Source organism: Pseudoalteromonas sp. SWXJZ10B (assembly GCF_015864475.1).
Taxonomy (GTDB): domain Bacteria; phylum Pseudomonadota; class Gammaproteobacteria; order Enterobacterales; family Alteromonadaceae; genus Pseudoalteromonas; species Pseudoalteromonas arctica.
In genome coordinates, this window is record NZ_JADYXD010000019.1 from 1 (window position 1) to 26,332 (window position 26,332).

The 26,332-nt window shown below is 38.7% G+C and carries 21 protein-coding genes, 4 tRNA genes and 1 pseudogene; 7 read left to right on the forward strand and 19 right to left on the reverse strand.

Annotated elements, in window-relative coordinates; all coding sequences use genetic code 11:
• The first annotated feature begins 320 nt into the window (after window positions 1-320).
• Window positions 321-1,208: a HEPN domain-containing protein gene (locus I6F54_RS15235; protein ID WP_197142170.1), complete on the forward strand. Its 888-nt coding sequence runs from the start codon at window positions 321-323 to the stop codon at window positions 1,206-1,208.
• A gap of 338 nt (window positions 1,209-1,546) precedes the next feature.
• Here the strand turns inward: I6F54_RS15235 and I6F54_RS20370 are convergent, their stop codons facing one another.
• From I6F54_RS20370 to I6F54_RS15250, 4 genes are all read right to left on the reverse strand, one after another.
• On the reverse strand, window positions 1,547-1,948 hold the full coding sequence (locus I6F54_RS20370; RefSeq protein WP_231617044.1) for a hypothetical protein: 402 nt from the start codon (window positions 1,946-1,948) through the stop codon (window positions 1,547-1,549).
• A 29-nt stretch (window positions 1,949-1,977) separates the two neighbouring features.
• Window positions 1,978-2,175 (reverse strand): hypothetical protein, encoded by a 198-nt coding sequence (locus tag I6F54_RS20375; RefSeq protein WP_231617045.1) that lies wholly within the window; start codon window positions 2,173-2,175, stop codon window positions 1,978-1,980.
• A gap of 310 nt (window positions 2,176-2,485) precedes the next feature.
• Window positions 2,486-3,175, reverse strand: a complete 690-nt coding sequence (locus I6F54_RS15245; protein ID WP_197142171.1) for an HNH endonuclease — start codon at window positions 3,173-3,175, stop codon at window positions 2,486-2,488.
• Between the two features lie 2 nt (window positions 3,176-3,177).
• Complete coding sequence (locus tag I6F54_RS15250) at window positions 3,178-4,428, reverse strand: AAA family ATPase (protein ID WP_197142172.1); 1,251 nt, start codon at window positions 4,426-4,428, stop codon at window positions 3,178-3,180.
• A 451-nt stretch (window positions 4,429-4,879) separates the two neighbouring features.
• On the opposite strand from I6F54_RS15250, the gene I6F54_RS15255 reads away from it, so the two are divergent.
• A complete protein-coding gene (locus tag I6F54_RS15255) occupies window positions 4,880-7,186 on the forward strand; it encodes a restriction endonuclease (protein WP_197142173.1) in 2,307 nt (768 codons plus the stop codon).
• A 363-nt stretch (window positions 7,187-7,549) separates the two neighbouring features.
• Here the strand turns inward: I6F54_RS15255 and I6F54_RS15260 are convergent.
• The 15 genes and pseudogenes from I6F54_RS15260 to I6F54_RS15330 form a co-directional block, all read right to left on the reverse strand.
• A pseudogene (locus I6F54_RS15260) lies at window positions 7,550-7,822 on the reverse strand (endonuclease III domain-containing protein); the annotation flags it as partial.
• A gap of 51 nt (window positions 7,823-7,873) precedes the next feature.
• Complete coding sequence (locus I6F54_RS15265) at window positions 7,874-8,956, reverse strand: hypothetical protein (protein WP_197142174.1); 1,083 nt, start codon at window positions 8,954-8,956, stop codon at window positions 7,874-7,876.
• A gap of 12 nt (window positions 8,957-8,968) precedes the next feature.
• Complete coding sequence (nth, locus tag I6F54_RS15270; protein ID WP_197142175.1) at window positions 8,969-9,631, reverse strand: endonuclease III; 663 nt, start codon at window positions 9,629-9,631, stop codon at window positions 8,969-8,971.
• Window positions 9,632-9,680: 49 nt separating this feature from the next.
• The gene (locus I6F54_RS15275) at window positions 9,681-10,379 is read right to left on the reverse strand and encodes an electron transport complex subunit E (protein WP_165729536.1); all 699 of its coding nucleotides are present in this window, start codon (window positions 10,377-10,379) and stop codon (window positions 9,681-9,683) included.
• The gene (gene rsxG, locus I6F54_RS15280; RefSeq protein ID WP_002962266.1) at window positions 10,376-11,017 is read right to left on the reverse strand and encodes an electron transport complex subunit RsxG; all 642 of its coding nucleotides are present in this window, start codon (window positions 11,015-11,017) and stop codon (window positions 10,376-10,378) included. The genes I6F54_RS15275 and rsxG overlap by 4 nt, the downstream gene beginning before the upstream one ends.
• On the reverse strand, window positions 11,014-12,072 hold the full coding sequence (gene rsxD, locus I6F54_RS15285; protein WP_197142176.1) for an electron transport complex subunit RsxD: 1,059 nt from the start codon (window positions 12,070-12,072) through the stop codon (window positions 11,014-11,016). Before rsxD ends, rsxG begins: the two co-directional genes overlap by 4 nt.
• On the reverse strand, window positions 12,069-14,645 hold the full coding sequence (gene rsxC / locus I6F54_RS15290) for an electron transport complex subunit RsxC (protein ID WP_197142177.1): 2,577 nt from the start codon (window positions 14,643-14,645) through the stop codon (window positions 12,069-12,071). The genes rsxD and rsxC overlap by 4 nt, the downstream gene beginning before the upstream one ends.
• 8 nt (window positions 14,646-14,653) lie before the next feature.
• Window positions 14,654-15,208, reverse strand: a complete 555-nt coding sequence (gene rsxB, locus I6F54_RS15295) for an electron transport complex subunit RsxB (RefSeq protein WP_007585357.1) — start codon at window positions 15,206-15,208, stop codon at window positions 14,654-14,656.
• Between the two features lies 1 nt (window position 15,209).
• Complete coding sequence (rsxA, locus tag I6F54_RS15300; protein WP_008172491.1) at window positions 15,210-15,791, reverse strand: electron transport complex subunit RsxA; 582 nt, start codon at window positions 15,789-15,791, stop codon at window positions 15,210-15,212.
• Window positions 15,792-15,872: 81 nt separating this feature from the next.
• Window positions 15,873-16,691, reverse strand: coding sequence for a substrate-binding periplasmic protein (locus I6F54_RS15305; protein WP_165740413.1), 819 nt, complete (start codon window positions 16,689-16,691; stop codon window positions 15,873-15,875).
• A 15-nt stretch (window positions 16,692-16,706) separates the two neighbouring features.
• Window positions 16,707-18,650 (reverse strand): EAL domain-containing protein, encoded by a 1,944-nt coding sequence (locus tag I6F54_RS15310; protein ID WP_024592352.1) that lies wholly within the window; start codon window positions 18,648-18,650, stop codon window positions 16,707-16,709.
• A 148-nt stretch (window positions 18,651-18,798) separates the two neighbouring features.
• Window positions 18,799-18,875: transfer RNA gene (locus I6F54_RS15315), tRNA-Asn, on the reverse strand.
• A gap of 21 nt (window positions 18,876-18,896) precedes the next feature.
• A tRNA-Asn gene (locus I6F54_RS15320) sits at window positions 18,897-18,973 on the reverse strand.
• Between the two features lie 21 nt (window positions 18,974-18,994).
• Window positions 18,995-19,071 (reverse strand) — tRNA-Asn (locus tag I6F54_RS15325).
• A 15-nt stretch (window positions 19,072-19,086) separates the two neighbouring features.
• Window positions 19,087-19,163, reverse strand: a tRNA-Asn gene (locus I6F54_RS15330).
• Window positions 19,164-20,215: 1,052 nt separating this feature from the next.
• Between I6F54_RS15330 and I6F54_RS15335 the strand changes: the two genes are divergently transcribed.
• From I6F54_RS15335 to I6F54_RS15355, 5 genes are all read left to right on the forward strand, one after another.
• A complete protein-coding gene (locus tag I6F54_RS15335; protein WP_166421067.1) occupies window positions 20,216-21,595 on the forward strand; it encodes an MATE family efflux transporter in 1,380 nt (459 codons plus the stop codon).
• Window positions 21,592-23,586 (forward strand): excinuclease ABC subunit UvrB, encoded by a 1,995-nt coding sequence (uvrB, locus tag I6F54_RS15340; RefSeq protein WP_007583893.1) that lies wholly within the window; start codon window positions 21,592-21,594, stop codon window positions 23,584-23,586. Before I6F54_RS15335 ends, uvrB begins: the two co-directional genes overlap by 4 nt.
• Window positions 23,587-23,588: 2 nt before the next feature.
• Window positions 23,589-24,527 carry a class I SAM-dependent methyltransferase gene (locus I6F54_RS15345; RefSeq protein ID WP_197142178.1) on the forward strand — a complete coding sequence of 313 codons (939 nt, stop codon included), beginning with the start codon at window positions 23,589-23,591 and terminating at the stop codon, window positions 24,525-24,527.
• Entirely contained in the window at window positions 24,528-25,208 is a 681-nt protein-coding gene (locus I6F54_RS15350; RefSeq protein WP_007583896.1) for a tRNA (adenine(22)-N(1))-methyltransferase TrmK, read from the forward strand. It abuts the gene before it with no gap.
• Between the two features lie 101 nt (window positions 25,209-25,309).
• Complete coding sequence (locus I6F54_RS15355) at window positions 25,310-26,332, forward strand: hypothetical protein (RefSeq protein WP_197142179.1); 1,023 nt, start codon at window positions 25,310-25,312, stop codon at window positions 26,330-26,332.

Below are 26,332 nucleotides of genomic sequence, written 5' to 3' on the forward strand. Positions count from 1 at the left end.
TTAAATCCAGAGAAAAAAGAAGCAATGCGGGCGGCATAAAATTTAATTTGATGCGACAACTAACTTGAAAAACTCCGGTAGTTGGTAATCCATTAAAGCTCTTTAAACATTTAAATTCATTTGGTTATATAAACTTTCCGGATGAAAATTTAGTTGAATCACTGAATACACAAAAATATACACCAAAGTTTGATACCGAAAAGCATCCCGTTATTGCTTATTTTAATGGTGACTTTTCAATTTTTGAGCAAGAAACAGAATTAGGTACAATAAAAGCTCATAACTTAGTTACTAGCGGTTCTCTTGGGGGAGCAACAGGTGTGAAGATCGAAAATAAAGTAGTCATAACTATTGATTTTCGTGAAGGTGTTACTATTGATGAAGCATTCAAACGAGCCAATTTAGTTGCTTTATTTCTTAGGTTTATTGGTGTGAAAGGTCTTTTTTTTAAAGACATAACGCTAAAGAAGATTGAACACGAACACCATGAATTTACTATTTATCACGATAATTATGAATGGGGGAAAGAGATAAAGGATAGCTATTACTCTGAACCACTTATTGATGTAACTAACGACAGATTTCCAGAAATTTTGAAAGGTTGGTTTGAAAAAAGTGATAGAGAAAGTGTAAGGTACAACTTTTACAATACGTACTTCAGAGACTCCTATTCCTCAGACAGACTTATAACAGCAGCAAATATGTTTGATATTTTTCCGGTATCAGAGCAGGATACAAAATTATCGATAGCTACTGATGCAGAAGAATTATTAACAAACTTAAAAATGCACATCAAGTCTGAGTTTTCAACGTTTCCTGATATAAAACAATCTCTATTACAGTCTATTGGTTTTTTAACTCGAAAGTCCTTAAAAGACAGAGTACAAGAAAGACTTAATATAATTAAGCCACATTTAGTGGGACATAAAATAAATACCAAAGACTTAGAGTTCATTGTAAATATCGCCATAAAAAGTCGAAATTATTATGTGCATGGTAGTAAATATAAAAAATTATCGCCAGAAAAGCTCTTAAAATTCCAAGGTCTATTTATTGACACTTTTGAATATATTTATGCCTTGAGTGAAATAGTAGAGTGCGGTTGGGAATTTACCGATGCACCTTTATGGACTTCTCAAAATCAGATCATTGGCTTTGAACAGCGTTTTGATTTTTATAACAAAAAATTAAGAGAAGCTATCGAATAATAATTTAAAGAATTAAACTGATTTTTCACACTCTTAATTTATAACTAGATAGCCTACATATGTTTAAGGTACTAATGTCTGCTTCTTACATTCTGTTGAACTTCAGCAAAGAGCGATAAGCGGACGGTCGGGTAAACTCGTTGTTGGACAAAAACGTGTCAGCGCCTTTGCTAAATTAGTAATTAATGAATTACGACAGGTATGAAAAAGGGAAAAAGCCACTGTCAGGTTCGATAGCAATAGAGAGAACTAAGCCGATCCTACAAGTACCAGCAAACAATCCCACAACAAATAACCCGCAGGCAGCGGGCTTTCTGTTTAATAACGAACTAATAGAACTACTTCTTTGCTTTTTGTTTTACATTCCACAAGAAATGACTTGGATTCGCCGTGACTTTTGATTTGTAGTCGTGGTGTGACTTCAGCGCATTCAAACCCGCGATGCCAGTAGCAATCAAATTAGCCTCGAAAGTCAAAATACTAAGCCCTAAGCCGGCAACTGCAATACTAGCCTCAGCAAAATGTGTTCGTTTTAAATGCTTCAGTTGTGGGGCTATCTGGCGCATTTGTACTTCGAATAGTTCATGCTGTGTATCTTCGATAATTGCTTTCACACGACTAGGATCAGTTTCATACCTTGCTTCACGTAGCCCTTTTTCTAATTCAGCACGGAACGACTGGAATGCTTCACCGTCGTTGTTTCGAATAGACATCAAATCAGTAGAGGATACTTGTTCCATGAATGGCACGTCCATCTTTAGCGTACAATTTAATGTATTGGCTTAATATCAGTACTACCGACATTCATGTTAAGTAGATTGCTTTCAAACGGGTGTTCCGTATCAAACATGCAGCCGAGGTATTCTGATAACGCTATACGCTTACTGAGGTCAATGTAGTGATTTTGTGCAGTTTGATTTACAGATTGATATACCCAAGCATCAAAATCAGCTTTACTGGGTGGCACAGAATACTTCCTTTGAATGAAGGTGAATTCGTTTTCTTTATCAGTCGGTTCAAATTTTGTTGGGTTTAATAGATAACCCATAGCGAAGTCGCTTTCCATGCCTCGGAAATGAATACTGATGTTACTACATGTATATAGATTACGCATTATGAGCATTCGTCCATTATCGTTCTGAACACTTCGCACATCAGCACTACATTACTATCAACATTGAATCTTGCCTCTAATTGAAGCCAGTAAGTCTTGGCAATTACTCAAAACTGCTATAGTTAGCGAGGTGAGTAAATTAAGGAGCCAACAGCTCCTTAATTTACTTTTTGCAAGGACTCAGCTCTGCATATTCAAGTAGTAAATCTGAGTGTTCTCTCATCAGTACAGGGTCTCTCAAGAAACGCCAACGCCAGAAAGCTGAATATGGGTACTTATTTTGGAGCATTACTTTAAGTTGCTTTCTCGCTTTATTAATATCATCTTCGTCAGAGTCTTCATGACGGATTTTATAGGCTTGCTTTAAGAAGTGTTGTAACTTAATTTCAATCTTCTCGATAAGTGCTTCCCTGGTAATTCCACGAAAGGCAGTGCCAGCTTCGTTAAAACAACGCTCAAGAAGTTTTATCGTGTCGTCAACTGCTTTGTCTTCGCATTTCTTATCCACTTTTTCAAACGTTACGTCTGAGTAGTTGGATGGAGCCATGTTCCAGATGATTTTAGTTATCGGATCAACTTGCGCTACATCGAGAATGTTTTTGTGCTTCGTTCCTTTGATACTGTTACATCTGCGACACGAATAGAACAGATTTTTCCAATCTACTTTAAGGTCTTCATCTTTGTTTTCATGAGGTTCCTTGTGTTCAATTTCAGGAGCATCAGGGTTCAATGTTTCGCAGAGATAGCATTTGCGATGGCACATTTCCCAAAGGGAGTTAACAACTTTATCACTATTATATCCTTTGGTCTTAAGTTCAGCAGGTTCTTCTAATGCGCGGATAACTTTGAACAACGTCATTCCTCCGTTTCATTTTGAGCACGCTGATCTATGATCATTATCTCAGCTTGTTTTAGAACATTGCTCGAATGCGTATCTAAGTTACGTTCATTTGGTTTAATTCTACGAACAAGATCATAAATCGTACCCCAGTCAGGTCTCTTAGCTTGAATTTGTGCTGCTAGTTCTTCAATTAATCCATCCAGAATACTAGATTTGCTTTCAACACCCAATAAGCCTTTTAGAATCGATTCGTATGAATACATTGAAAGGTCTTCTAGCTGCTCATTAGCACTCAAATCATAGATGACCGAGTTACTCACTGACTGGACTACGAAAGGTGAGTGAGTAGTAACAATGAATTGAACTTTAGGAAATGCTTGGGCAAAGAAGGAGAAAATCTTTTTTTGAAGCGATACGTGAAGATGAGCGTCAATCTCATCAATGAAGACAACACCAGATAGTTCTTCGGCACTAACTTCTTTCAATTCTACCTTCATCAAAAGGTCAGCGTAGATGCTAAGAATGGATTGATAGCCTGATGATAGTTTGTCGAATTTGTATGGGTCTTTATCATCCTGTTTAATGTAGAAAGACTGTTCTTCAGCGTTATAATCCAACTTGAGGCTTTTATCTTCAAATAGGTATTGTAATTGACTTTCTACGTTATCGAACCATTCATCCACCTTTGCACCTTGTGCTTTATTGTCAACACGAGCTAATAGGTGACTACCGTAGTTATAGAAAGCAACTAGGTAGCGTTCAAATTGAGAACTTGAATCTTTAGAAAGAGAATTATGCTTGTCGTCTTGCTTTAAGCGAGCAAGACTATCATTTGAGCCATTATGAGCAAGAGATTGCTCTCTGACGGCAGGGAAGAAACGAAGTAGTGCTTTTTTTTCGTTGAAATCGGTGCAGTATGTTTCCACTTTTCCAAGTATTACTTTCACCTTATCTATATCAGCAAGTTTTAGTTCTAGTTCAACTATTTGCTGCTTATATTTATGATAGCTAGAATTCGTCGGACTAGAATCGCTCAGCCATGCCTCACGACTCCTTATGTTCTCCCCAATTTGATCTGCGGTTTTATGAGTTAATTGCTCGACTTGGGCAGAAACGTTCTCGTGGATTAGTTTTAGGAGGCGGGTCTTACCACAGCCATTGCCACCAGTAATGATAAGGTTTTTGCCTTTAAGATCGATTGTTACGTGTTTTTTTGAGTTAGGGATTATCGTATCAATCAATTGAATCGAATTGTCATTTTCCATGCTTTTCATTCTCTTAAGGAATCTAATGCAATTCTACTTCTTTCATTGCACTGATAGAAGACGCTACATTAGAAAAATTATAAGAAAGTGAAGGCAGATGGGTTCGACAATTCTAAGACTCTAACGCATTTTGGGGCATGAAATGAGTTAAACCGGAAAGGCAGCTTATGGCACTGAGCCGAACTTCGGCAAAGAGCGAAAACCAGACATTGAAATTGACTTAATACTATAGTTAGTTGATTGGTCAAAATGTTCTTTGCGCGCATATTGTTCTATTTAACTTTATTTTAAAGTTTTAGAAAACTTAGTGATAGCAATATCTTAGGTAATTTGTTAAAACTATATAAGTAGATAAATGAACGTTAAGTCGGCAGAAATATGCGCGATGAGCGCACTAATAAATTGTAAAGTTTTCGCCATATAAACAGTTATATAAAAGGCCATCAGATTAATGTCAGATTATGATTTTAGTAGCTTGAATGATAAAGAGTTTGAGGGGTTATCAGCAGATCTTTTAACATGTCATTTTGGAACTCGAGTTGAAAGGTTTAAAGTTGGACCTGATGGTGGAGTCGATGGTCGTTTTTTTTCCTTGGAAGGGGATGAAGTTATTATTCAGTGTAAGCACTGGATAAAGTCAGGTATTAAAGCTCTCATTAGGTCTATAGAAAACATAGAAGCAAACAAAGTGAGGAAGCTAAACCCCAACCGCTACATATTTGTAACCTCATTAGAGTTATCAAGGGCCAATAAAATAAAAATTAAGAACCTTTTATCTCCGTATATATTGTCAGAGTCAGATATTTTTGGCAATGAAGACCTTAATGACATGTTATCAAAGAATATTGAGGTAGAAAGAAAGCATTACAAGTTGTGGATATCAAGTACCAATGTTCTACAAACAATACTAAATTCGGCAATTGTTGGTCGAAGTAGACATAAAATAGAAGAAATTATCGAAGAATCTTGCCGATACGTAGTGACCAAAAACCATATGCAAGCAATCGAAAAGCTTGAAAAGATTCACTCCGTAATAATTACTGGTTCGCCTGGAGTGGGGAAAACCTCTTTAGCTGATCAATTATGTCAACTTTATACTGTGAGAGGTTTTGAGTTTTGCTTTATCGAAAATTCATTAAACGAGGCAGAAGATATTTATAATGAAGAGTCGAAGCAAGTTTTCTACTTCGATGATTTTTTGGGAAGAAACTTTTTACTAGCCTTGAGCTCACACCAAGATTCTCATGTAATTAATTTTATCAAAAGAATCGAAAAAGATAAGAACAAAAGGTTTGTTCTTACATCTCGCTCAAATATCTTGAATCAAGGAAAAAGACTTAGCGACCTTTTTGGCATTAAAAAAGTGGATAGGAACGAATATGAACTATCAATTACCTCGTTAACAGATATTGATAAGGCTAAAATATTATACAATCACATTTGGTTCGGTAATTTAAATGAAGAGTACATAGAACAAATATACATAGAAAAGAGATATTTGAAAATAATTAATCATAAAAATTTCAACCCTCGACTAATATCTTTTATTACTGATGAACACCGTCTTTCAGATATCAGTTCAAATAATTATTGGGAATATATAAATAAAACGTTATCAAATCCCAAAGATATTTGGAAAAATGTTTTCGAGGTGCAGCTTGATGATATCTGCAAACACATCGTAATAGCTGTATCTTTGCATGGGCTACCTTTATTAGAAGACCAACTCAATTCTCTTTATTGGGAAATTCTATCAAGTAACTTAGAATTGAGTTCTCGTAAAGATTATGATTCAGTAATAAAATTGTTGATAGGTGCCCTATTAAATAGAAGCATTAGAGACAAAGATAGGGTTTCATATGACTTGTTTAACCCGTCTATTTCTGACTTTGTAATTGAAAACTATTTAACTGATTTTCAATATATTAATAAGCTACTTTTGTGCTTAAGAACACCGCAATCAATCTATAACCTAAATAATTTGAAAACTTCGGGAGTAATTGAAGAGCAATTTTTCTGTTCGATCATAGAGTCCCAATTACTAGACCTTTCTTTATCAAATAAAGCTAAAGAAATTGATAGTTATAAGCTTAAGTTACTAGCTAGTGCCTCATCAAAAATTTCGCCTAAAGGAAAACTAATTGAATATATTCAAGACTTAGCAAAAGCTGCGTTAATGTCTGGTCCCATTACCTATGGTACAGACTATTTTGAATTTATTATATGGTCACTTTCTTTGGGCTATATCAAACCTGACGAACCTGCTTTTAAAGCACAAATCAATAGTTGGGTTTTTGACTATGAAAAGGATGAAAACGAGTTTATTACGATTTCTAATTTGGTATCTAAAGTAGAGTTGTCACCAGCAACTTTAACTGAAAAGTTAAAAGAAGATTATTTAGAGTATTTATCTAATGGTATTAAAAGTGAAGTTATTGAAGCAGGCCTTTTAGATGATGAATATGAGCCAGACAGTACTACTTATCCTGAATTAGAGGATTATATAAGTGAACGACTCTCAGAGGTAGAAATTCACTTTGAACAAGCTGATAAAGATTACATAAAGGACTGCTGTGATATTGATGAGATTATTCAATCTAATATTAATTCGGCAATGCACGAAGAACAGCAACAGCATTACGATGAATATAAAGGACATATATATAGTATGGAGCCATCAATACACGAAGAATATAAAGAACCAAGATATAATATGGAATCATCAATAGATGTCATTGATGATCTTTTCGAGAGATAGTGAAAATCTAACAAGTTGCTTATATGGATAAAACAAATGGCTTTTGCTCGCTCCTCGCTAATTTTAGTCAGCTATTTTATTACCGTAACAATGTCCGCTCATGGCACAAACCGGAAATAGCTTCTGATTAATACTGTATTTATATTTTAAGTTTAAGCTGGGCTCTAATTAATAAATCATAACATATTTGCAACACCTTGCTTAAATTCAAACTATTCTGAAGCTAACGCAAATTTTCAATTTAACTGGTGCTGGCCGAATAAAGGCTAATATCAGAACCAAATCGCCAGCTTCTTAAATGGAAATTAAAAAATGTGACTGTTAAAAAGTTCATATTAACTAAAGAATAACTACTCTTAGCTATCACTCAGTTTTCTCTTTATAGTCACACAAATCCTCAATAATACAACTTCCACATTTTGGGTTTCTCGCTGTACACGTATAGCGGCCATGCAGAATAAACCTATGATGAAGGTTGAACATAAATTCTTTTTTGTTTGGTGTATTTTTTATTATGGCTTGTTCGGTTTGTTCAACCGTTCTGCCTTTAGCGTAACCAGTAGGGTTCGCAAGGCTTTGGATATGAGTATCAACTGCTAAAAAGTATCTACCTTTATTATCTTTTAGCAGCCTAAACAGGTATTGTTGCGGTTGATAGTTAATATCACAACTTGATATTTTAGCTTTCTAATACCAGGGTGTTTCACACTGGTTTTGTTCCAATGCTGTTTCAATGGTATTTAACTGTGCATTAGGGGTAAAGGCTAAGTTCAGTAGATCAGCAGCACGGTCACCAATAAAACTATAATCATAAGTTTGACTGAATCCGGAGTAGTGACTAGTCCCGTATCCAGACCATGTACCGTGACCCCAAGAGTCGTTATACACTCCAGAGTAACTTGAGTTTAATTGCCCTGAAGTGGTTGAGGTGCTAAGGCTTTTATAAGCCTGAACAAGACCTAAAACTAGATTTTTTGCCAATGCAATACCTTGAGCTTGCCTTATACTTGCGTATTGCTTAGTTAGATCCGCACAAATGAAATTTCTGGTAGGCAAAAAGTCAAATGCCTCTGTGTGGGTTGGTTTTACTATAGCAAACCTATAAACGTTCTTGGTAAGAGATCTATAAATCTCGAATTTAGGTATTAAGTTAAAGAACGTCATTTCATCATCGATATTAGTGGTATACATTAAATAAGATACTTTTTCGATATTGCGATACACGCTAACTTTCTTATCTTGTGTGTGGTAAAGCTCATCCCAGTCATTAGCGGCTTCGCTAGGCATACTCGACGCTTTAAAAAAAATCTTTTTTATATTATCTTCATCAATAATCACAATTTTATTTGGGTGCTGGATGATAGTGACTGAGATATCTTTATTATAGTCCACTCTATTTTTACCACTAATATCAGTTTTAAATATCTTCTGAGTAACATAAGTATTACTAACAAATAAAGATTCCCAATCTTTATTTGCGTCTTCTGGTAATTTAGTTTTGTTAAGGTCTATAGAAAAACCTTTTTCTTGGTAGGTAACTTTATCAGAAAAATCGGTAATAGTTGCTTGGTACTTTGTATCAAACGATATTGCAGTTTGTTTTCTATTAATAAAGATTCTTTTTTCCTTTGCGGTGTAATTTATTGCAAGGCCGCGGTTGTTAAACGCGGTATAGTTTTTATTACTGGAATCATTAGAATCAGTTGATACGCAACCGGTTAATAAGAGCATTAAAAATAAGTGTGTTACAGCTTTTAAAATCCACTTCATGTTTTCGATATCCTACATTTCAGTTTTCTCTTTATAATCGCATAAGTCCTCAATGATACAACTTCCACATTTTGGCTTTCTCGCTGTACACGTATAGCGCCCATGTAAAATAAACCAATGATGAAGGTTAAACATAAACTCTTTTTTATTTGGCGTATTTTTAATTATGGCCTGTTCTGTTTGCTCAACAGTCTTTCCTTTAGCGTAACCCGTTCGGTTTGCAAGGCGTTGGATGTGAGTATCTACTGCTAAAAAGTATCTACCTTCATTATCTTTTAGCCAGCCAAAGGCGGTATTTAACACTACGTTAGCGGTTTTACGGCCAACGCCTGGTAAGGCTTCTAGTGCTTCACGGTTTTCTGGCACTATGCTGTTATGTTCATCCACCAAAATTTGGCACATTTTGTACACGTTGGCAGCTTTAGAATTAAATAAACCGATTGTTTTTATATAATCACGCAGTGTGTCGTGGCCTATATCTAAAATGGCTTGCGGTGTATTAGCAACAGGGAACAACTTTCGAGTGGCTTTATTAACGCCTACATCGGTTGCTTGCGCTGAGAGTGTTACTGCTACTAGTAACTCAAACGGGCTTGAATATTCAAGCTCTGTAACTGGGTGCGGGTTATCGTCGCGCAGGCGCGACAGTATTTGGTGACGTTTTTCTTTATTCATGCAACTTAAAACGTATTAGTGCTAATTGTTGCTCTAATACGTTTTCCCCTTAAGTTAAGCTGGTCACACGTGCTCGAGGGCCTTTTTCAGCCTCTGGCGGTGCAATTTGCTTTGATTTTATTTGTGCGTCAATTACGTTTTTAGCAGCAATAAGTAGTCCAAGACCTAAAAAGGCACCCGGTGGTAAAATTGCGAGTAAAAATTGGTTATCAAAGTTAAATACTTCTATGCGCAAGCTCTGTGCCCATGGGCCAAGTAATAAGTCGGCACCGTCAAACAGCGTACCTTGGCCGATTAGTTCGCGCATAGTACCTAATACTAACAGTACAGCCATAAAGCCTAAGCCCATCATTAAGCCGTCAAATGCTGATAAATGAACAGGGTTTTTAGAGGCGTATGCTTCGGCGCGGCCAATAATGGCGCAGTTAGTTACAATCAACGGAATAAAAATTCCCAATGATTGATATAAACCAAAGGTATAAGCGTTCATAAGTAATTGAACTATTGTTACAAAGCCCGCGATGATCATTACAAATACAGGTATACGAATATCTTTTGGCACCCAGTTACGCACAACCGATACAGTCACGTTTGAGCCTATGAGTACGAGTAAAGTTGCTAAGCCTAAACCTAAGGCATTTGTTACAGTTGAGGTAACGGCAAGCAGTGGACATAAACCTAAAAGCTGTACAAGGGCAGGGTTATTTACCCATACACCTTCTTTGTATAATGTTTTTAATTCACTCATTTAGCTACCTCCATACATTCGGCATTAGGTGCTGCAAAAATATCATCAAAATTAGTTTGTGCGAACAATACGGCATTTTTAACAGAGCCCACAACAGCACGTGGCGTTATGGTCGCGCCTGTAAATTGATCAAACTGGCCGCCATCTTTTTTTACAGCCCAGCGAGCGTCTTCTTCGCCTTCAACCGTTAAGCTTTTAAATGTTGTGATCCAAAGTGATTTTTTAACTTCTACTTTGTCGCCTAAACCAGGAGTTTCTTCGTGTTTAGTCGTACGAACGCCAGCAATAGTGCCATCGCTCAATACAGCTGTTAATAAGTTAATATCGCCACTGTAGCCGTTTGGCGTAACATGCCTAATAACAACAGCGACTGGTTTATTGTTTTTACGAGCACGGTAAATTACTTGGTTTGCGTGTGGGCCTAGTTTTTCGTCAGTAATAATTACGCAATCTTGTGATAATTGATTGTCGTACGATTTTGGGTCGAGCACTTCTTGTAGCTGCGCAGTAAGTTGCAGTTGTTCTTGCTCTGCAATTTTATCGGCAGTAAGCGCGTTGATAGAGGCAACTAAGCCCGTTGTTGCTAACGCAAACGCAGTTAAAATAGCACCATTTTTAGCCATTGACGAAATGATCATTTTACTGCTCCATGGCCATAAGTACGTGGCTGTGTGTAGTAGTCTATTAGCGGCACTGCAATATTAATCAATAATACGCTAAATGCGATGGCATCAGGAAAACCACCAAAGGTACGAATTAAATAAATTAGTAAGCCAATTAGCGCGCCATAAATTAAGCGCCCTTTGTTAGTTGTTGCTGCAGATACCGGATCGGTTGCTATAAAAAAGGCCCCCATCATAGTGGCACCACTTAATAAGTGAAATAGGGTACCCGGCTCAGTACCTGGTGCTGCAATATAACCAATTGCGCTGCATACAGCTAAACTTGCAATAAAACTGACGGGAATATGCCAGTTAATTATTTTTGCTTTTAATAAGTATAAACCACCGGCTAAAAAGCCTAAGTTAACCCATACCCAACCAAGGCCAGCCCATTCGTTAAATAATGGTTTTTGCATGCTTTCGGTTACGGTTAAACCGTGTGCTATGTCTGTTTTAACAGTATCCAGCGGTGTTGCCATTGTTAGGCCATCAACCCCTGCACGTACTTGATCAAGGCTAAACCCAGAGGCCGTAAAATCGGTGAATATTAGCCTTAGCTGATCAGCAAAGCCTATTGGCGTATTTATTAAATCGGTAACAGGCAACCATGCGGTCATTTGTACCGGAAACGAAACTAAAAGCAGTACATAAGCCGCCATTGCTGGATTGAATAAGTTAAACCCAAGGCCGCCATAAAGCTGTTTAACTATAACAATAGAAAATAAACAACCAATAACAATTACCCACCAAGGCGCAAGGGGCGGAATACTTAATGCCAATAACACACCAGTAAGCCATGCGCTGCCATCACTCAGTGCAGGCCAAACAGGGCGCTTTCGCATTAGCATTATTGCAGCTTCAAATACGCTTACAGCAACAAGCGCTAGTACCAGTTGAATAAGTACACCTGTTCCAAAAAAGAAAACTTGAGCAATTAGCCCAGGAATACACGCAGCAATAACGCTAAGCATTAATCGCGTTAACGATTTATGGCTGTGATTATGCGGCGAACTGGCCATGGTTAATTTCATGACTGATTATTTCCTTCTTTTTGTAACTTTTTAGCTTTTGCTCTCGCAATTGCTGCGGCCACGGCGGCTTTTTTCTTATCGTCGGCTGATTTAGGTTTATCTGCTTCAGTAGAATTGGATGAGTCATCGGTATTATTGTTTGCACCCTTTAGTGCAGCACTATCAATTTGTGGCTCTTGAGTTTGTTCGGCTTCTTCTAATGCTTGTGCCGCTTTTTTAGCTTTTGCGCGCGCAATGGCCGCAGCTACCGCTGCTTTTTTATCATCAACGGGTGCCGCGCGTTGTGGTTCTTCACTCACGGTTTGCTCGGTTTCTTCTAATGCTTTAGCTGCTTTTTTAGCTTTTGCGCGAGCAATGGCCGCCGCTACGGCTGCTTTTTTATCATCAGCAGGCGTATCGCTTTGTGGCTCTTCACTCACGGTTTGCTCAGCGCCATCTAATGCTTTAGCCGCTTTTTTAGCTTTTGCACGAGCAATGGCCGCCGCTACCGCTGCTTTTTTGTCATCAACAGGGGCATCAGTTTGTGGCTCTTCACTTACTGTTTGTTCAGCGTTATCTAATGCTTGTGCTGCCTTTTTGGCTTTAGCACGAGCAATGGCCGCCGCTACCGCTGACTTTTTATCATCAACAGGGGCATCGTTTTGTGGCTCTTCACTTGCTGCTTGTTCAGCGTTATCTAATGCTTGTGCTGCTTTTTTAGCTTTAGCTCGAGCAATGGCCGCAGCTACCGCTGACTTTTTATCATCAACAGGGGCCACGTTTTGTGGCTCTTCACTTGCTGCTTGTTCAGCGTTATCTAATGCTTGTGCTGCTTTTTTAGCTTTAGCGCGAGCAATGGCTGCAGCGACTGCTGATTTTTTATCATCAACGGGCGCAGTATCGGCCGATTCATCTGTTTGAGATTTTTGCTCTTTATATTTACGCGCTTGTTCTTTACGTAGTGCGCGCTCTTTTGCTACTTCGCTGTTGTCAGGTTCTAATTCAGCAGATTGATCGCCTAGCTTTTTAGCTTTAGCGCGTGCAATAGCAGCTGCAACAGCTGATTTTTCATCGCCGTTATCTGATTTATTTTTAACGCGGGCTAGTGCCTCTGCTACTTTTTGCTTTTCGTCAGCAGATTTAGCTGCAGGTTTACGTTTGTGGCGGTTTTGACGTTCTTCTTGCTCGCGATCTAAACGCTCTTTTCGTGCATCAAAACGCTCTTTTGCTCTGTCGGCTTTAATTTTATCCGCTTGTTGTTCTTTAATTTCAACTTTGGCTATACGGTAGTACTGTACAAGAGGGATTTCGCTTGGGCACACATATGCACAAGCACCACACTCAATACAGTCAAATAAATTATGCTCTTGTAGTTTGTCGTACTCTTTTGATTTAGCAAACCACTGCAATTGCTGTGGTAATAAAGAAGCAGGGCAGGCATCAGCACAAGCGCTACAACGTATACAGGCTTTTTCAGGGCCGGGCTCCGCTAGCTCTTTATGATCAGGCGCTAAAATACAGTTAGTTGTTTTAACTATGCCAATACGCACTGTGGGTAGCGTAAAGCCCATCATTGGGCCGCCCATTACAACACTTTGCTGCGGTACAGGTGAGAAACCTTGGCAATCAAGTAAATGCTTTATTTCAGTGCCAAGTAGTGCCCATACATTCCCAGGCTTATGAATAGTGTTACCTGTTACCGTAACTATACGTTCAATGAGTGGTTTACCTTCATAAACGGCTTGTTGTACGGCAAACAAAGTCCCGGTGTTATGCACTAAAATACCAATATCGGCAGGAATACCAATGCTAGGAACTTCACGGTTAGTAAGTAATTTAATTAATTGCTTTTCACCGCCAGATGGATAAATAGTTGGCACCGTTTGAATAATAATTTTTGAGTTATGCTCAGCTGCTTGCTTCATTGCTGCAATAGCTTCAGGCTTGTTATCTTCTACACCCACAATGCACAGTGTTGGGTTTAAAAGTTGCTGCATTATTTCAATGCCTTGGATAACTTCTTTAGCGTGTTCGCGCATTAAAACGTCATCGGCAGTAATATAAGGTTCGCACTCAACAGCATTTACAATCAAAAATTCGATAGGTTGCTTGGTATCTGCTTTTACATAAGTAGGAAAACCAGCACCACCCATACCGCTAATACCGGCTTGGTGAATAATATTTATCAGCTCATCATGACTAAGCTCAGCAGGATTTTTATTTTTATTTAGAGCTACCCATTCGTCTTTGCCGTCTGGTTCAATAATAACACTTAGTTCAGGTAGGGCCGATGGATGTGCTGATGGCATAGGTGCAATATCAGTAACCACACCAGAGCTTGGAGCATGCACAGGTACCGACCAGTTAGCAGCAGGCGCTGTAAGTGGTTGGCCTTTTAAGACGTGTTGGCCTTTTTCTACAAGTAACTTACCGTTTGCGCCTATGTGTTGCTTAAGCGCAACAATGAGTTTGTCGGGCAACGGTAGGCGAGTGATACTCGCACTATTAGAGAGTGATTTTTGTTGTGGTGGGTGTATGCCGCCAGGAAATGCCCACACGGTGCCTTTTTTTATTTGTTCAAGTAACTTGTCCACTCAAACCTCTAATCTATTTGTGTAACAGGAATAGCATCTAGCTGCCATTTCCAGTTTTGTTTAGTTTCGGCTACAGGTAGCATATCAATGCAATCTACAGGGCAAGGCTCAACACATAAATCACAGCCAGTACATTCATCAATTAATACAGTGTGCATTTGACGAGTTGCGCCCAAAATGGCGTCAACCGGGCAGGCTTGAATACATTTGGTACAGCCAATACATTCATCTTCGCGAATATAAGCCACTGTTTTTATAGGTTCTGCTTGCTCGCCACCGGCAAGTGGTTTTTCATCAACACCCATTAAGCCGGCAAGCTTTTTCATGGTTGATTCGCCGCCCGGTGGGCATTTATTTATTTCATCGCCATTGGCTATGGCTTCGGCGTAAGGGCGACAACCCGGGTAGCCACATTGTCCGCATTGAGTTTGCGGCAAAATAGTATCAATTTGCTCAACAATAGGGTTACCTTCAACGCGAAAGCGAATTGCTGCAAACCCTAAAATAAGTCCAAAAATGAGTGCTAGCGAACCAATCGCTATCAAGGCATAAAACAAGGTCATATTAAAACTTCACTAATCCAGTAAAACCCATAAACGCCATCGACATTAAGCCTGCAGTGATCATTGCAATAGAGGCGCCTTTAAAAGGCGTAGGAACGTCAGCAGCTGCTAAACGTTCTCGTAGTGCTGCAAATAATACAAGCACTAAAGAAAAACCAACCGCAGCACCAAAACCATACACTGCAGATTGTAAAAACGAATGATCTTCTTTGATATTTAATAAAGCCACACCTAATACCGCACAGTTAGTGGTGATCAGCGGTAAAAATATGCCTAATAAACGATATAGAGTAGGGCTTGTTTTACGCACAACCATTTCGGTAAATTGCACTACAACGGCAATCACTAAAATAAAGCTCATGGTGCGTAAAAAGGCGATATCCAGAGGGATTAAAATATATTGATTAACTAAATAGCTAGTTACAGAGGCAAGGGTAAGCACAAACGTGGTTGCCAAAGACATACCAATCGCCGTATCAAGCTTACCTGATACGCCCATAAACGGACATAAGCCTAAAAATTGTACTAATACAAAGTTATTAACCAGAACGGTTCCAATCAATAACAAGACATATTCTGTCATGTGTGCCTCACGCTATAATAAACGTGGGTATTATCCTTTTTTCTTTATCGATTAACAACACATGAGAAGCAAATAAACGACTCAATCAGTAATGATATTAAAGCGACTTAAGATTTCAGGTGTAATTAGAATAGGATCGATATTATATGGCTTTAAAATATCTTTAAATTGATCGTGTTCTTGGTATAAATCTAATAGTGCTTTATTAAATAGGGCAATTTGTTCAGGAGATAATTGAATTTTATTAAAACCAATAAAATAGGGGGATTCGCTTTGTAAAAAGGCCAAATTAACATGATGTAAGTTAAATTGTTTTAGCCTAGCGCGTGCTTGTAAAGTATTGGCAAAGTACCCATCTATACGGTTGTTTTCTATCATTTTTACACCCGTGCCATTGGCATCGGTGAGTAAAACAATATCAAACTCCCTCAATCCGTCTTTAATCATTTGTTGCTGTATTTTAACTAGTTGAAAAGATGCATTTGAAGGGCCAAAAACAGCAATTTGCATTTTTTGTAGATCATTGAGGCTTTTGATGGTTTTTTTTGCACCCTCAGGTTGAAAAAATCCATATTGCATTTTCATAAGCGGGATCGAAAAATAAAGCCATTCGTTGCGGTCAAGATTCCAGCCCATAGGAAAGTTTCCTTGAGCTTGCAGGTTTTTTAACATGAGCTTAGAGCGACGATTTGGTACGCTGACAAACTCACATTTATAATTGAGGCGTTTACACGCTAAGGTAAGTATATCAACAAAGGGGCCAGCGGCATTATCGTGTTCATCAACAAATGAAAATGGAGGATAGTTGTGAGTGCTAAAAACTAATTCTTTTTGCGGGGCGTTTGCGTACAAACTCAAAGGCATAATAAAAAGTATAATAAAGGTAATTACTCTTTTCATGATGCCTCCAATAGACTATATGTCTTTAGGTTTTTCTATGTAATAACCTTGAACGCCATCTAAACACAACGTTTCTATAATGTGCTTTTCTTCTTGGCTCTCAACGCCCTCAGCAAATACACTAACACCAATGCGGTGGGCTAAATCGACCATTAAGCGCATAAAGTACTGATTGTTTTTATCGTCTTCGAGGCCGCGAGTATAACTTGCGTCCATTTTAATAAAGTCAGGTTTTAAATCTCGGAAAAACTTAAACGAAGTTAAGCCAACACCAAAACGTTCAACTGTAACGCGTGCGCCAACACGGTGAACCATGTCGATAAAGCGCTTACTAGCCTTGATGTTTTGCTGTAAACCAAACTCGCTTACTTCAAATACTAGTTTAGATGCAATATGCGTATCTTTCAATAATCGGCGCTCTAGCCAAATTACAAACTGATCGTTGTGTGCACTAGAAGCTGTCACGTTTAAACCAAAAAACTTTTCAGATAAATTACGGCTTTTAACCTTTTCAAGAGAAGAGTCTATGATCAGGCGATCAATTTCTATTGCCATATCAAGCTTTTCGGCCATCGCTAAAAAAGAAGCGGTAGGCAGTACTTGATTGTCTTCTGTTTTAAATCGAACTTGTACTTCAGCGTAGGCTTTTATGCTTTTACCAAGCGGCATAATGTTTTGCATTACCAAATGCACACGCTTAGATTCAATAACTTCTTTAATAACCTTACGCCAGTTTTGATTACCAAAACCCGCACTTACGTTATTAACTAAATCGGTTTCGCGTTGTACGTGCCATGCGTTTACTTGTTTTGATTGCGCCATACTCATTGCGTTATCAACAACAGAAAGCAATTCGCCTAACGGCTTACCTTTTTCGTAACCTACAATACCTGTATTAGCTACCGAGCTTAACTCTTGGTTTTGTTGGTACTGCGTGAAGCGCGATTGCAGGTTTTCACCAAAGCGCTCAGCTTCTTTTAAAGGAATGTGGGGTAGTACGACAGCAAAGTCAGAGCTGTTTAATCTAAATATTTGGCTGCCAGTGTAAGTGCCGCTTATGTGCTTAATAATATCGGCAACGCCTTTTACGTACTCATCACCTTTTTGATAACCACGGCTTTGGTTTATAGCTTGTAGTTCGCTACAACGAACCATAGCTAAAGAGCCAAATGTACTTTGCTCAGTGTTTTCAATATTTTTTTCGTAGTACTCAACAAACATATTACGATTACCAAGCGAGGTAATTACATCTTTGTACGCTTCATGCTTAATAGTCATAGCAGCGCTTTGTATGTCTTCGTTTTTGTTTTTTAAGAAATGTGATAATCGATTAAAGCTAGGTACTAAATCTTTTCCCATTTTTTTCAATCGAGTGCCATCTAGTGCTGTTTCTAAATCATTATCAACTTGGTTTTGATTGATATAAATATCGATAATGTCAGCAACTGTTGTACTTATGTTTTTATTTAAATGGTAAAAAATAGATTTCATTAGAATTATTGGAATAATAACTAAAATGGCAGAAATCAAAATAACAATAAAAAGGGAGGTTTGTAGCTGCGACGCTAAATGCTCAATGTTAAGTACAAATTCAACTTTTATATCTGAGGCGTCATTTACAGCAAATTGAGGGCGCACTGAGTTAAAGTTAGAGAGTACAAAATCAGCAAACATTGGTAATTGAGTAGGGGGGTTAATACTAAATATTTCAGCCCCTTGGTAATCTCTTAGAGTGAAGCTTGAAAACGTTTTACCATCTGCAATTGATTGTTTTAAATTTTGAGCAGAAATATCGTCTAAAGAAAGGTCATTAATATACTTAGTAACAGTAGTTTGCGCACTTTTTTGTGCATCACTTACCGCAGTATCAAAGCTTATAGATATGAAGTAGCTTCCTGCTGCAACACACAATAACCAAGAGATAATTTGTATAAAAATAAGTTTTTTAAATCCAGCCATGTTTTCAGTCTTTTAATAATTCAAAAGGGAAGGAATCAAGTCCTTGATTAATAAACTAAGTACAGCGCATTAAGGAATAAACTAATGCTTTAGTTATATAAGGAAGAGTAGTGGAATTAGCTTGAGATGTCTATGAAATTCTTAGAATTGGCTCCCCCTCCCCGACTCGAACGGGGGACCTGCGGATTAACAGTCCGTCGCTCTAACCAACTGAGCTAAGGGGGAACTACATCATAAACATAAACTTGGCTCCCCCTCCCCGACTCGAACGGGGGACCTGCGGATTAACAGTCCGTCGCTCTAACCAACTGAGCTAAGGGGGAACTACATCATAAACATAAACTTGGCTCCCCCTCCCCGACTCGAACGGGGGACCTGCGGATTAACAGTCCGTCGCTCTAACCAACTGAGCTAAGGGGGAAATCGTAACAAAACTTGGCTCCCCCTCCCCGACTCGAACGGGGGACCTGCGGATTAACAGTCCGTCGCTCTAACCAACTGAGCTAAGGGGGAAGCGTCTTGCCTTTCAACGGGGCGAAATATTAATGACCGAGCCGCAAAGTGTCAACATATAAAAGTCATAAATTGAAAAAAGAGGTTTATTCGTTGTTTTTGTGTTCGATCTGCGTGTTTTGTAGCTCTATTAAAGTTACTTTTTTAAAAATTTAAGAATAACAATGTGACTTTTATTATTGTTGAGTCTTTAAATTGGTTAAATTAAACACGCTATTAAAGTCACTTGTAATTAAAAATCGGCCCAAAAACATAAAAACTCATTTTTTCTTAGTGGGTATTCTTCGCATTTATTTACTTTTTTGCTTTAATTTTCTAAAAAAATACTTCTGTGAATATTCACAGAAGTATTTTTTACCCTTAATTGTGATCTAATCACTATTTATAAATAGGGTATTTATTTTCTGCGTTCAAAAATAGAACAATCAATAACTTAACTTTGTCTTAAACGTTTTTTGTTTACCAACGTACAACTATGTTAAGAAGAAAAACCGGCGAGCTACAATTTTTAGTGTGAGTTTATAAAAATGCCACAATTAGCAAATGATTAATTGGTTGGACCTCATCGAAAATTGCGGCTCTCTCAAAGCCTTTATAAATGCGGGTTTGAATGAGTTATCCACGGTTTCTGTGGATAACTCTGTTTATGAAACTTTAAGAACATCATCGGCACCAATGGTTTAGGGTGCTACAACGATTTCAAGCTTTTAAATCATTATTTTTAATTTGTTTAAAAACAATTGGTTATGTTTTTATGGCTAAAGGGTGTAACTCGATGAGTGAATTTTTTCGTAACGATAAATCAAGTCATGCCTTTGTGTAAAAAAGCACCAGATAACACAGTGTGTTTGTAATAAAAGTTATAAAAATGTGTTTTAATTGTTTTTTGGAGTGTTAAGGCTCTATTTTAACAAAAAGATGTAAAAATGAAGTTTTACTATTTTTTCGAATCTTTACTTCATTAATTACATCAATTGTAGTGATAAATCCGTGGCTTGAACTGCCTTGATGCTTTAAAATGATTCGCTCAGTAAAAGAGGCCTATTTATTCCATGCGCGCAATTTCAAAATCTCAGACTCGCCCAGATTTACTAAACGATCCCATTTTGCCTACATTAAAGACGATGACCATCCCGATGATATTCGGCATGATCACGCTAATGATGTTCAATATTGTAGATACCTTCTTTATAAGCTTACTTGGCACTGAGCCACTTGCTGCCGTCAGCTTTACGTTTCCGGTTACTTTTACCGTTATTAGCTTAGCAATAGGACTGGGTATTGGTACATCTGCGGTTATTGCTAAAGCACTCGGTAGTAATAAAATTGATGAAGCACGTTTTGATGCCAGCATTTCTTTAATGGTTGGTGTGGTTTTAGTTATTGTGTTGTCGTCGGTTGGGTATTTAATGATTGACCCAATATTTACTTTACTAGGAGCGGGCGCACAAGTATTACCGTTAATACACGAATACATGAATGTATGGTTTATTGGTAGCTTATTTTTAATAACCCCCATGATTGGTAATTCGGTACTGCGCGCCAGTGGTGATACAAAAACGCCAAGTATAGTAATGGGCGGAGCAGGGCTTATAAACGCGATACTTGACCCCATGTTGATATTTGGCTTTGGGCCAATACCTGCCTTAGGTATTCAAGGTGCAGCCATAGCAAGTGTTATTGCATGGGCAGTCGCAGTAATTATTATTTTGTATATATTAATGTTTAAAAAGCGTTTGTTGAGCCTAAAAGCGGGCAAGCAAACGGTTGTTGGCGCTATTCGTAAAATATTAAAGATTGGTTTACCTGCAGCAGGTGCGAACATGCTTACACCGGTTGCAATGGCCGTAATGACCGCTATGGTTGCGCACCACGGCCCAGAGGCTGTAGCCGCATTTGGGGTAGGCAGCCGTATAGAATCTATTGCAAGTATATTAGTGCTTGCGCTATCTATGACTTTGCCGCCGTTTGTTAGCCAAAATTTTGGGGCTGGCAAATTGTGCCGCGTTAAAGAAGCGTACACAGGTACACTAAAATTTGTGATGGTATGGCAATTTGCTATTTACGTATTACTCATTGCATTTTCAGGCGTTATAAGCCAATTGTTTGGTAAAGAACAAGCCGTAATAGATGTAATTAAGCTCTTTATTTATACCATCCCGTTGAGCTATGGCTTACAAGGGGTGATCATATTATCAAACTCATCGTTTAATGCTTTACACAAACCAATGTACGCACTGGTTTTAAGTGTCATTCGGTTATTCATATTTTATGTACCATTTGCTTATGTAGGCAACGAAATAGCCGGATTATTAGGGCTGTTTATTGGCGCTGCTTTAGGTAACTTATTTACAGCAATAGTGGCGTATAAATGGTTTATGAAAAAACTAGAAACGCTGAGCGGCGAATCGTTACAGGAGTGCAATAATTGAGCGACCATTTTCAGTTAAAATCACATTTTAAACCAGCAGGCGATCAGCCAACAGCGATTAAACAGCTGTGCGAAGGCCTAGAAGCAGGGCTTGCACATCAAACATTATTAGGCGCCACTGGTACAGGTAAAACCTTTACCATGGCTAATATTATTAACGACTTAAACCGTCCAACAATAATAATGGCGCACAATAAAACACTTGCCGCGCAGCTATACGGAGAAATGAAAGAGTTTTTCCCTAAAAATGCGGTTGAGTATTTTGTATCGTATTACGATTACTACCAGCCAGAAGCCTATGTTGTATCAAGCGACACCTTTATTGAAAAAGATGCCTCAATAAACGAGCACATAGAGCAAATGCGTTTAAGTGCAACCAAAGCACTGCTTGAACGCCGCGACACCATTATTGTGGCGTCGGTATCGGCTATTTATGGTTTGGGCGACCCTAAGTCATATATGAAAATGATGCTGCTTTTAAAAGTGGGCGAAAAAGTAGATCAACGCGACATGCTACGTCGCCTTGCCGAAATACAATACACTCGCAACGATATAGATTTTAGCCGTGGTACGTATCGTGTACGTGGTGAAGTGGTTGACATATTTCCTGCAGAATCTAGCACCTTCGCAATTCGCGTAGAAATGTTTGACGACGAAATAGAGCGCTTGAGTATTTTTGACCCACTTACAGGCGCCGTCGAAAAGCATATAATACGCACCACTATTTATCCTAAAACACACTATGTTACCCCGCGTGAAAAAATACTCGGTGCTATTGATAAAATACAAGAAGAACTAAAAGATCGAAGAGCCCAGTTACTCAGTGCGAATAAATTAGTAGAAGAGCAGCGCGTAACACAGCGTACGCAATACGATATAGAAATGATGCGGGAGCTAGGTTATTGCTCTGGTATAGAAAACTACAGCCGCTATTTATCGGGCCGTACGCCGGGCGATCCGCCGCCTACGTTACTTGATTATCTCCCAGACGACGCATTGATGATTATTGATGAATCGCACGTAACCGTATCGCAAATTGGCGCAATGTATAAAGGCGACAGAAGCCGTAAAGAAAACTTAGTTGAGTATGGCTTCAGAATGCCCTCAGCAATGGACAACAGGCCGCTGCGCTTTGAAGAATTTGAAGCTATTTCACCACAAACAATTTATGTATCGGCAACGCCAGGCGACTTTGAGTTAGACCGTTGTGTGGGCGCAATAGCAGAGCAAGTAATTCGTCCAACAGGCTTGCTCGATCCACTTATTGAAGTGCGCCCAGTGGGCGATCAGGTTGATGACTTACTTTCAGAAATTTATAAAAGTGTAGAGAAGGGCGAGCGTGTACTTGTAACCACTTTGACCAAACGTATGTCTGAGGATTTAACCGATTACTTAAGTGAGCACGACGTAAAAGTGCGTTACTTACATTCAGACATAGACACGGTTGAACGCGTTGAAATTATTCGTGATTTACGTGCGGGTGTGTTTGATGTGTTAGTGGGTATTAACTTACTTCGAGAAGGCCTAGATATGCCAGAGGTGGCGCTAGTAGCCATACTTGATGCCGATAAAGAAGGCTTTTTACGCTCGGCGCGTTCAATTATTCAAACCATTGGTCGTGCTGCACGTCACTTAGATGGCCGCGCTATTTTGTACGGTGATAAAATTACAAAATCTATGGCTAAGGCCATGGACGAAACAGCGCGCAGACGCGAAATTCAGCATGCTTATAATATTGAACACGGTATTGAACCGCATTCACTAGCCAAAAAGATTCTTGATGCGATGGATGTAGGCGAAGAAGCCGGCCCTAAAGATAACCTTAGACTTGTTCGTAAAGACTCTAAAAAGGTACTTAGCGCCAAAGAAATTACCGTACAAATTAAGCAGCTTGAAACCAAAATGCATGCATACGCAAGCGACTTAGAATTTGAAAAAGCGGGCTCTGTTCGCGATGAAATACATGAACTACAACAACAGTTGATTAATTAAAAATGACAGCAAACTTTACTCCTCTTATTACTGCGCTTGAAGATGCGCCAATTTTAAAAAATGAACTGTGCCGTGTTTTTCATGGTCGAGGCCACAGTGTTGAGGCGTTGAGCCATATAAATTTAGACTTTTATCCGCCAAGTTTGTTTTTGGTTTCGTACGACGAAATTGACGAACAAACACTAAGCGAGCTTACCGATGTTGTGTGGCAGTGGGCGCAAGCAAACCAGCCAGAACTTATTAGCTCACTTGTGTACCAGCAGCGCGCTGGTGTACAAAGCCAAAACACCGTGGTTTATGGGCAATTACCTAATCCGCATGTTGTAACCGAAAACGGCATTCGTTTTTTGGTTGATTTACAGAGCCGTCAAAATACCGGAATATTTCCCGATATGCGCAGCGGCCGTGAGTTTGTAATGGCTAATAGTAAGCATGGCAAAGTGCTTAATTTGTTTTCATATACGTGTGGGTTTTCGCTTGCAGCAATGCAAGGCGGAGCGGATCATGTAATGAACATGGATATGAGCAAAGGCGTACTTAAAGTCGGTAAGCAAAACCATCAATTAAATGGTTTTGAGCGCGGCGTGAGTTTTTTACCTCATGATATTTTAAAGTCGTTTGGAAAACTAAAAAAAGCAGCCCCGTTTGACTTAATAATAGTTGATCCGCCAAGCTTTCAAAAAGGCAGCTTTATTTTAACTAAAGACTATCAAAAAGTGCTGCGCAGGTTGCCAGAGCTACTTTGCGATACCACACAATTGTTATTGTGTGCTAATAGCCCAGAGCTTAGCGAAGAGGCGTTTAAATCGTTAATAAACGAGCACACCCAAGGCACAATTGAATTTGTTGAGCGCCTAGCCCCTACCGAGCGTTTTATTGAAGTAGACAGCGACAGAAGCTTAAAAGCACTTATCTACAAAACGTCACAATCTGCTGATTAAATGAAGCTCAGCAAACGCCTAACTGCCATTGATACATTAATCTCGCAGCATCACGATATTATTTGGGATTGCTGCTGCGACCATGGTTATTTAGGCATGGCGCTATTAAAACGCGCAGCTGCAAACCAGGTTATTTTTGTAGATATAGTCGCCACTTTAATGAACGACCTAGAAGCGCAATTATCATCTATTAATAAATTACAAAAAACCTGTAATAAAAATCCGCAGTGGCAGGTCTTATGTCAGGATGTAGGCAAAATTGAAATTGCTCAAAGTAAAAGCCAAGTAGTTGTAATAGCGGGTGTTGGCGGTGAGCTGTTGTTAAGTTTAATACAACAAATTACTGCTAATAACGTAAGTGAGCATTTAAATAATGTTCGGTTTATTTTATGCCCAGTGCATCACACTTATAAGTTGCGAGTCGGTTTAAAGCAATTAGGTTTAGGGCTTGTAAGTGAGCAAATAGTTTACGACAACAAACGTTTTTATGAAGTGATTGAAGTGAGCTTTAGTAGCAATAATGAGATTAGTCATACCGGCAATAATATGTGGGACTTTGCTAGTGCAGAGCACGCTATGTACCAACGGCAACTCATAAATCATTATAATAAAATGCTTAATAAAGATAAGCCATACTATCAAAAAGTTATAACAGACTATCAAGAACTCACCGATAGTTAAAAAAGCCCGAAAGTAGGGCGTACATGTGATCTAATTACGACATTGACGACGTAATGTGTTCATAGTTTATATCGCACAACGCGAGCTTATTTGGTTTATTTATGTCAGATAACAAGAGTCACATAGAACATTTGCTTAGTAATGAGCAAAAATGGCAACACAGTTACGAGCAACCTATTTCTTATGCACCCCTTGTGCAATTGGCCAATAGTAGCTGGGTGGTGCCACAACACTTTTTACGCTACAAGCACACGCTTCAAAGCGTAAACGAAGTGCTTGAGAGTATTGAGTTTTCGGCTCACTTTAGAGTGCTAGCCGCACAAAAAGGTGAAGAAATTTACCTGCAAGTAGCAGTGCTCAGCCCCGATAACTACCAAAAAAGTGCATCTACAAATGAAGCCAAAGCTAAAAAACTGTTATTTGGTAGACGCTGGATAATAGAGCCAAACTTACCAACGTCAGAGCTTATTCAAACCGCATTTTTAGCGTTAAAAGTAGCGCGTGAGCATGAAGTAAGAGAGCTATTTCAGTTAATGCAAAGCGGCGCAACAAGCACGCCATTTAATAACCATCATGACTTACCTGTTATGGCGCAAAACCCTGAGCTTGTTAAAAGCGCAAGTGCAAAAAGCCAAGTTGATGAAGTGCTTAAACGTATTGTATTTGCAGGAAAAAGTATTGAGCTTAAAAGCCAGCAGCAAGTAGCTGAGCAACATTTATATACCGTTGAGCTTTTATGTGAGGGTTGCCAACTTAGCGAGTTTAATAACAAAACTATTTCGTTTTTAACAGCAGGCTCATCTGCTAATAGTTTTTTACATGGCTTAATTACGGCATTAGTAGCTACAAGTAATGACTACGTGAACGAGCAATTTAAGTACAAAGGTTTTGCACGCTTTAGTAAGCACGTTGTGGTTGAACAAATAGGTAACTTAAGTATCGCTATGCGCTCGCCAAGTACCTTAGGGCTGTGCTCTATGGGTAAGCAACATGCTAACCAGTTAAACTTTGAGATAGACAGCGGGCGAGCACCACAGGGATGCGGGCAAGCTATTGGTGGCTTTTTAGCTGCACATGGTATTGAGCAGCCAGAAAACGCGCATTTATATCCAAATTATTTATAA

What these genes read in the sequence shown, in the direction of transcription:
- I6F54_RS15250 (WP_197142172.1), bottom strand. Translation starts at nt 4,428, where the DNA reads ATGGAAAATGACAATTCGATTCAATTGATTGATACGATAATCCCTAAC.
- I6F54_RS15305 (WP_165740413.1), bottom strand. Translation starts at nt 16,691, where the DNA reads ATGAAAAGAGTAATTACCTTTATTATACTTTTTATTATGCCTTTGAGT.
- I6F54_RS20370 (WP_231617044.1), bottom strand. Translation starts at nt 1,948, where the DNA reads ATGGAACAAGTATCCTCTACTGATTTGATGTCTATTCGAAACAACGAC.
- I6F54_RS15355 (WP_197142179.1), top strand. Translation starts at nt 25,310, where the DNA reads ATGTCAGATAACAAGAGTCACATAGAACATTTGCTTAGTAATGAGCAA.
- I6F54_RS15255 (WP_197142173.1), top strand. Translation starts at nt 4,880, where the DNA reads ATGTCAGATTATGATTTTAGTAGCTTGAATGATAAAGAGTTTGAGGGG.
- I6F54_RS15310 (WP_024592352.1), bottom strand. Translation starts at nt 18,650, where the DNA reads ATGGCTGGATTTAAAAAACTTATTTTTATACAAATTATCTCTTGGTTA.
- rsxG (WP_002962266.1), bottom strand. Translation starts at nt 11,017, where the DNA reads ATGATCATTTCGTCAATGGCTAAAAATGGTGCTATTTTAACTGCGTTT.
- nth (WP_197142175.1), bottom strand. Translation starts at nt 9,631, where the DNA reads ATGAATAAAGAAAAACGTCACCAAATACTGTCGCGCCTGCGCGACGAT.
- I6F54_RS15350 (WP_007583896.1), top strand. Translation starts at nt 24,528, where the DNA reads ATGAAGCTCAGCAAACGCCTAACTGCCATTGATACATTAATCTCGCAG.
- rsxA (WP_008172491.1), bottom strand. Translation starts at nt 15,791, where the DNA reads ATGACAGAATATGTCTTGTTATTGATTGGAACCGTTCTGGTTAATAAC.
- rsxB (WP_007585357.1), bottom strand. Translation starts at nt 15,208, where the DNA reads ATGACCTTGTTTTATGCCTTGATAGCGATTGGTTCGCTAGCACTCATT.
- I6F54_RS15335 (WP_166421067.1), top strand. Translation starts at nt 20,216, where the DNA reads ATGCGCGCAATTTCAAAATCTCAGACTCGCCCAGATTTACTAAACGAT.
- rsxD (WP_197142176.1), bottom strand. Translation starts at nt 12,072, where the DNA reads ATGAAATTAACCATGGCCAGTTCGCCGCATAATCACAGCCATAAATCG.
- I6F54_RS15345 (WP_197142178.1), top strand. Translation starts at nt 23,589, where the DNA reads ATGACAGCAAACTTTACTCCTCTTATTACTGCGCTTGAAGATGCGCCA.
- I6F54_RS15265 (WP_197142174.1), bottom strand. Translation starts at nt 8,956, where the DNA reads ATGAAGTGGATTTTAAAAGCTGTAACACACTTATTTTTAATGCTCTTA.
- I6F54_RS15275 (WP_165729536.1), bottom strand. Translation starts at nt 10,379, where the DNA reads ATGAGTGAATTAAAAACATTATACAAAGAAGGTGTATGGGTAAATAAC.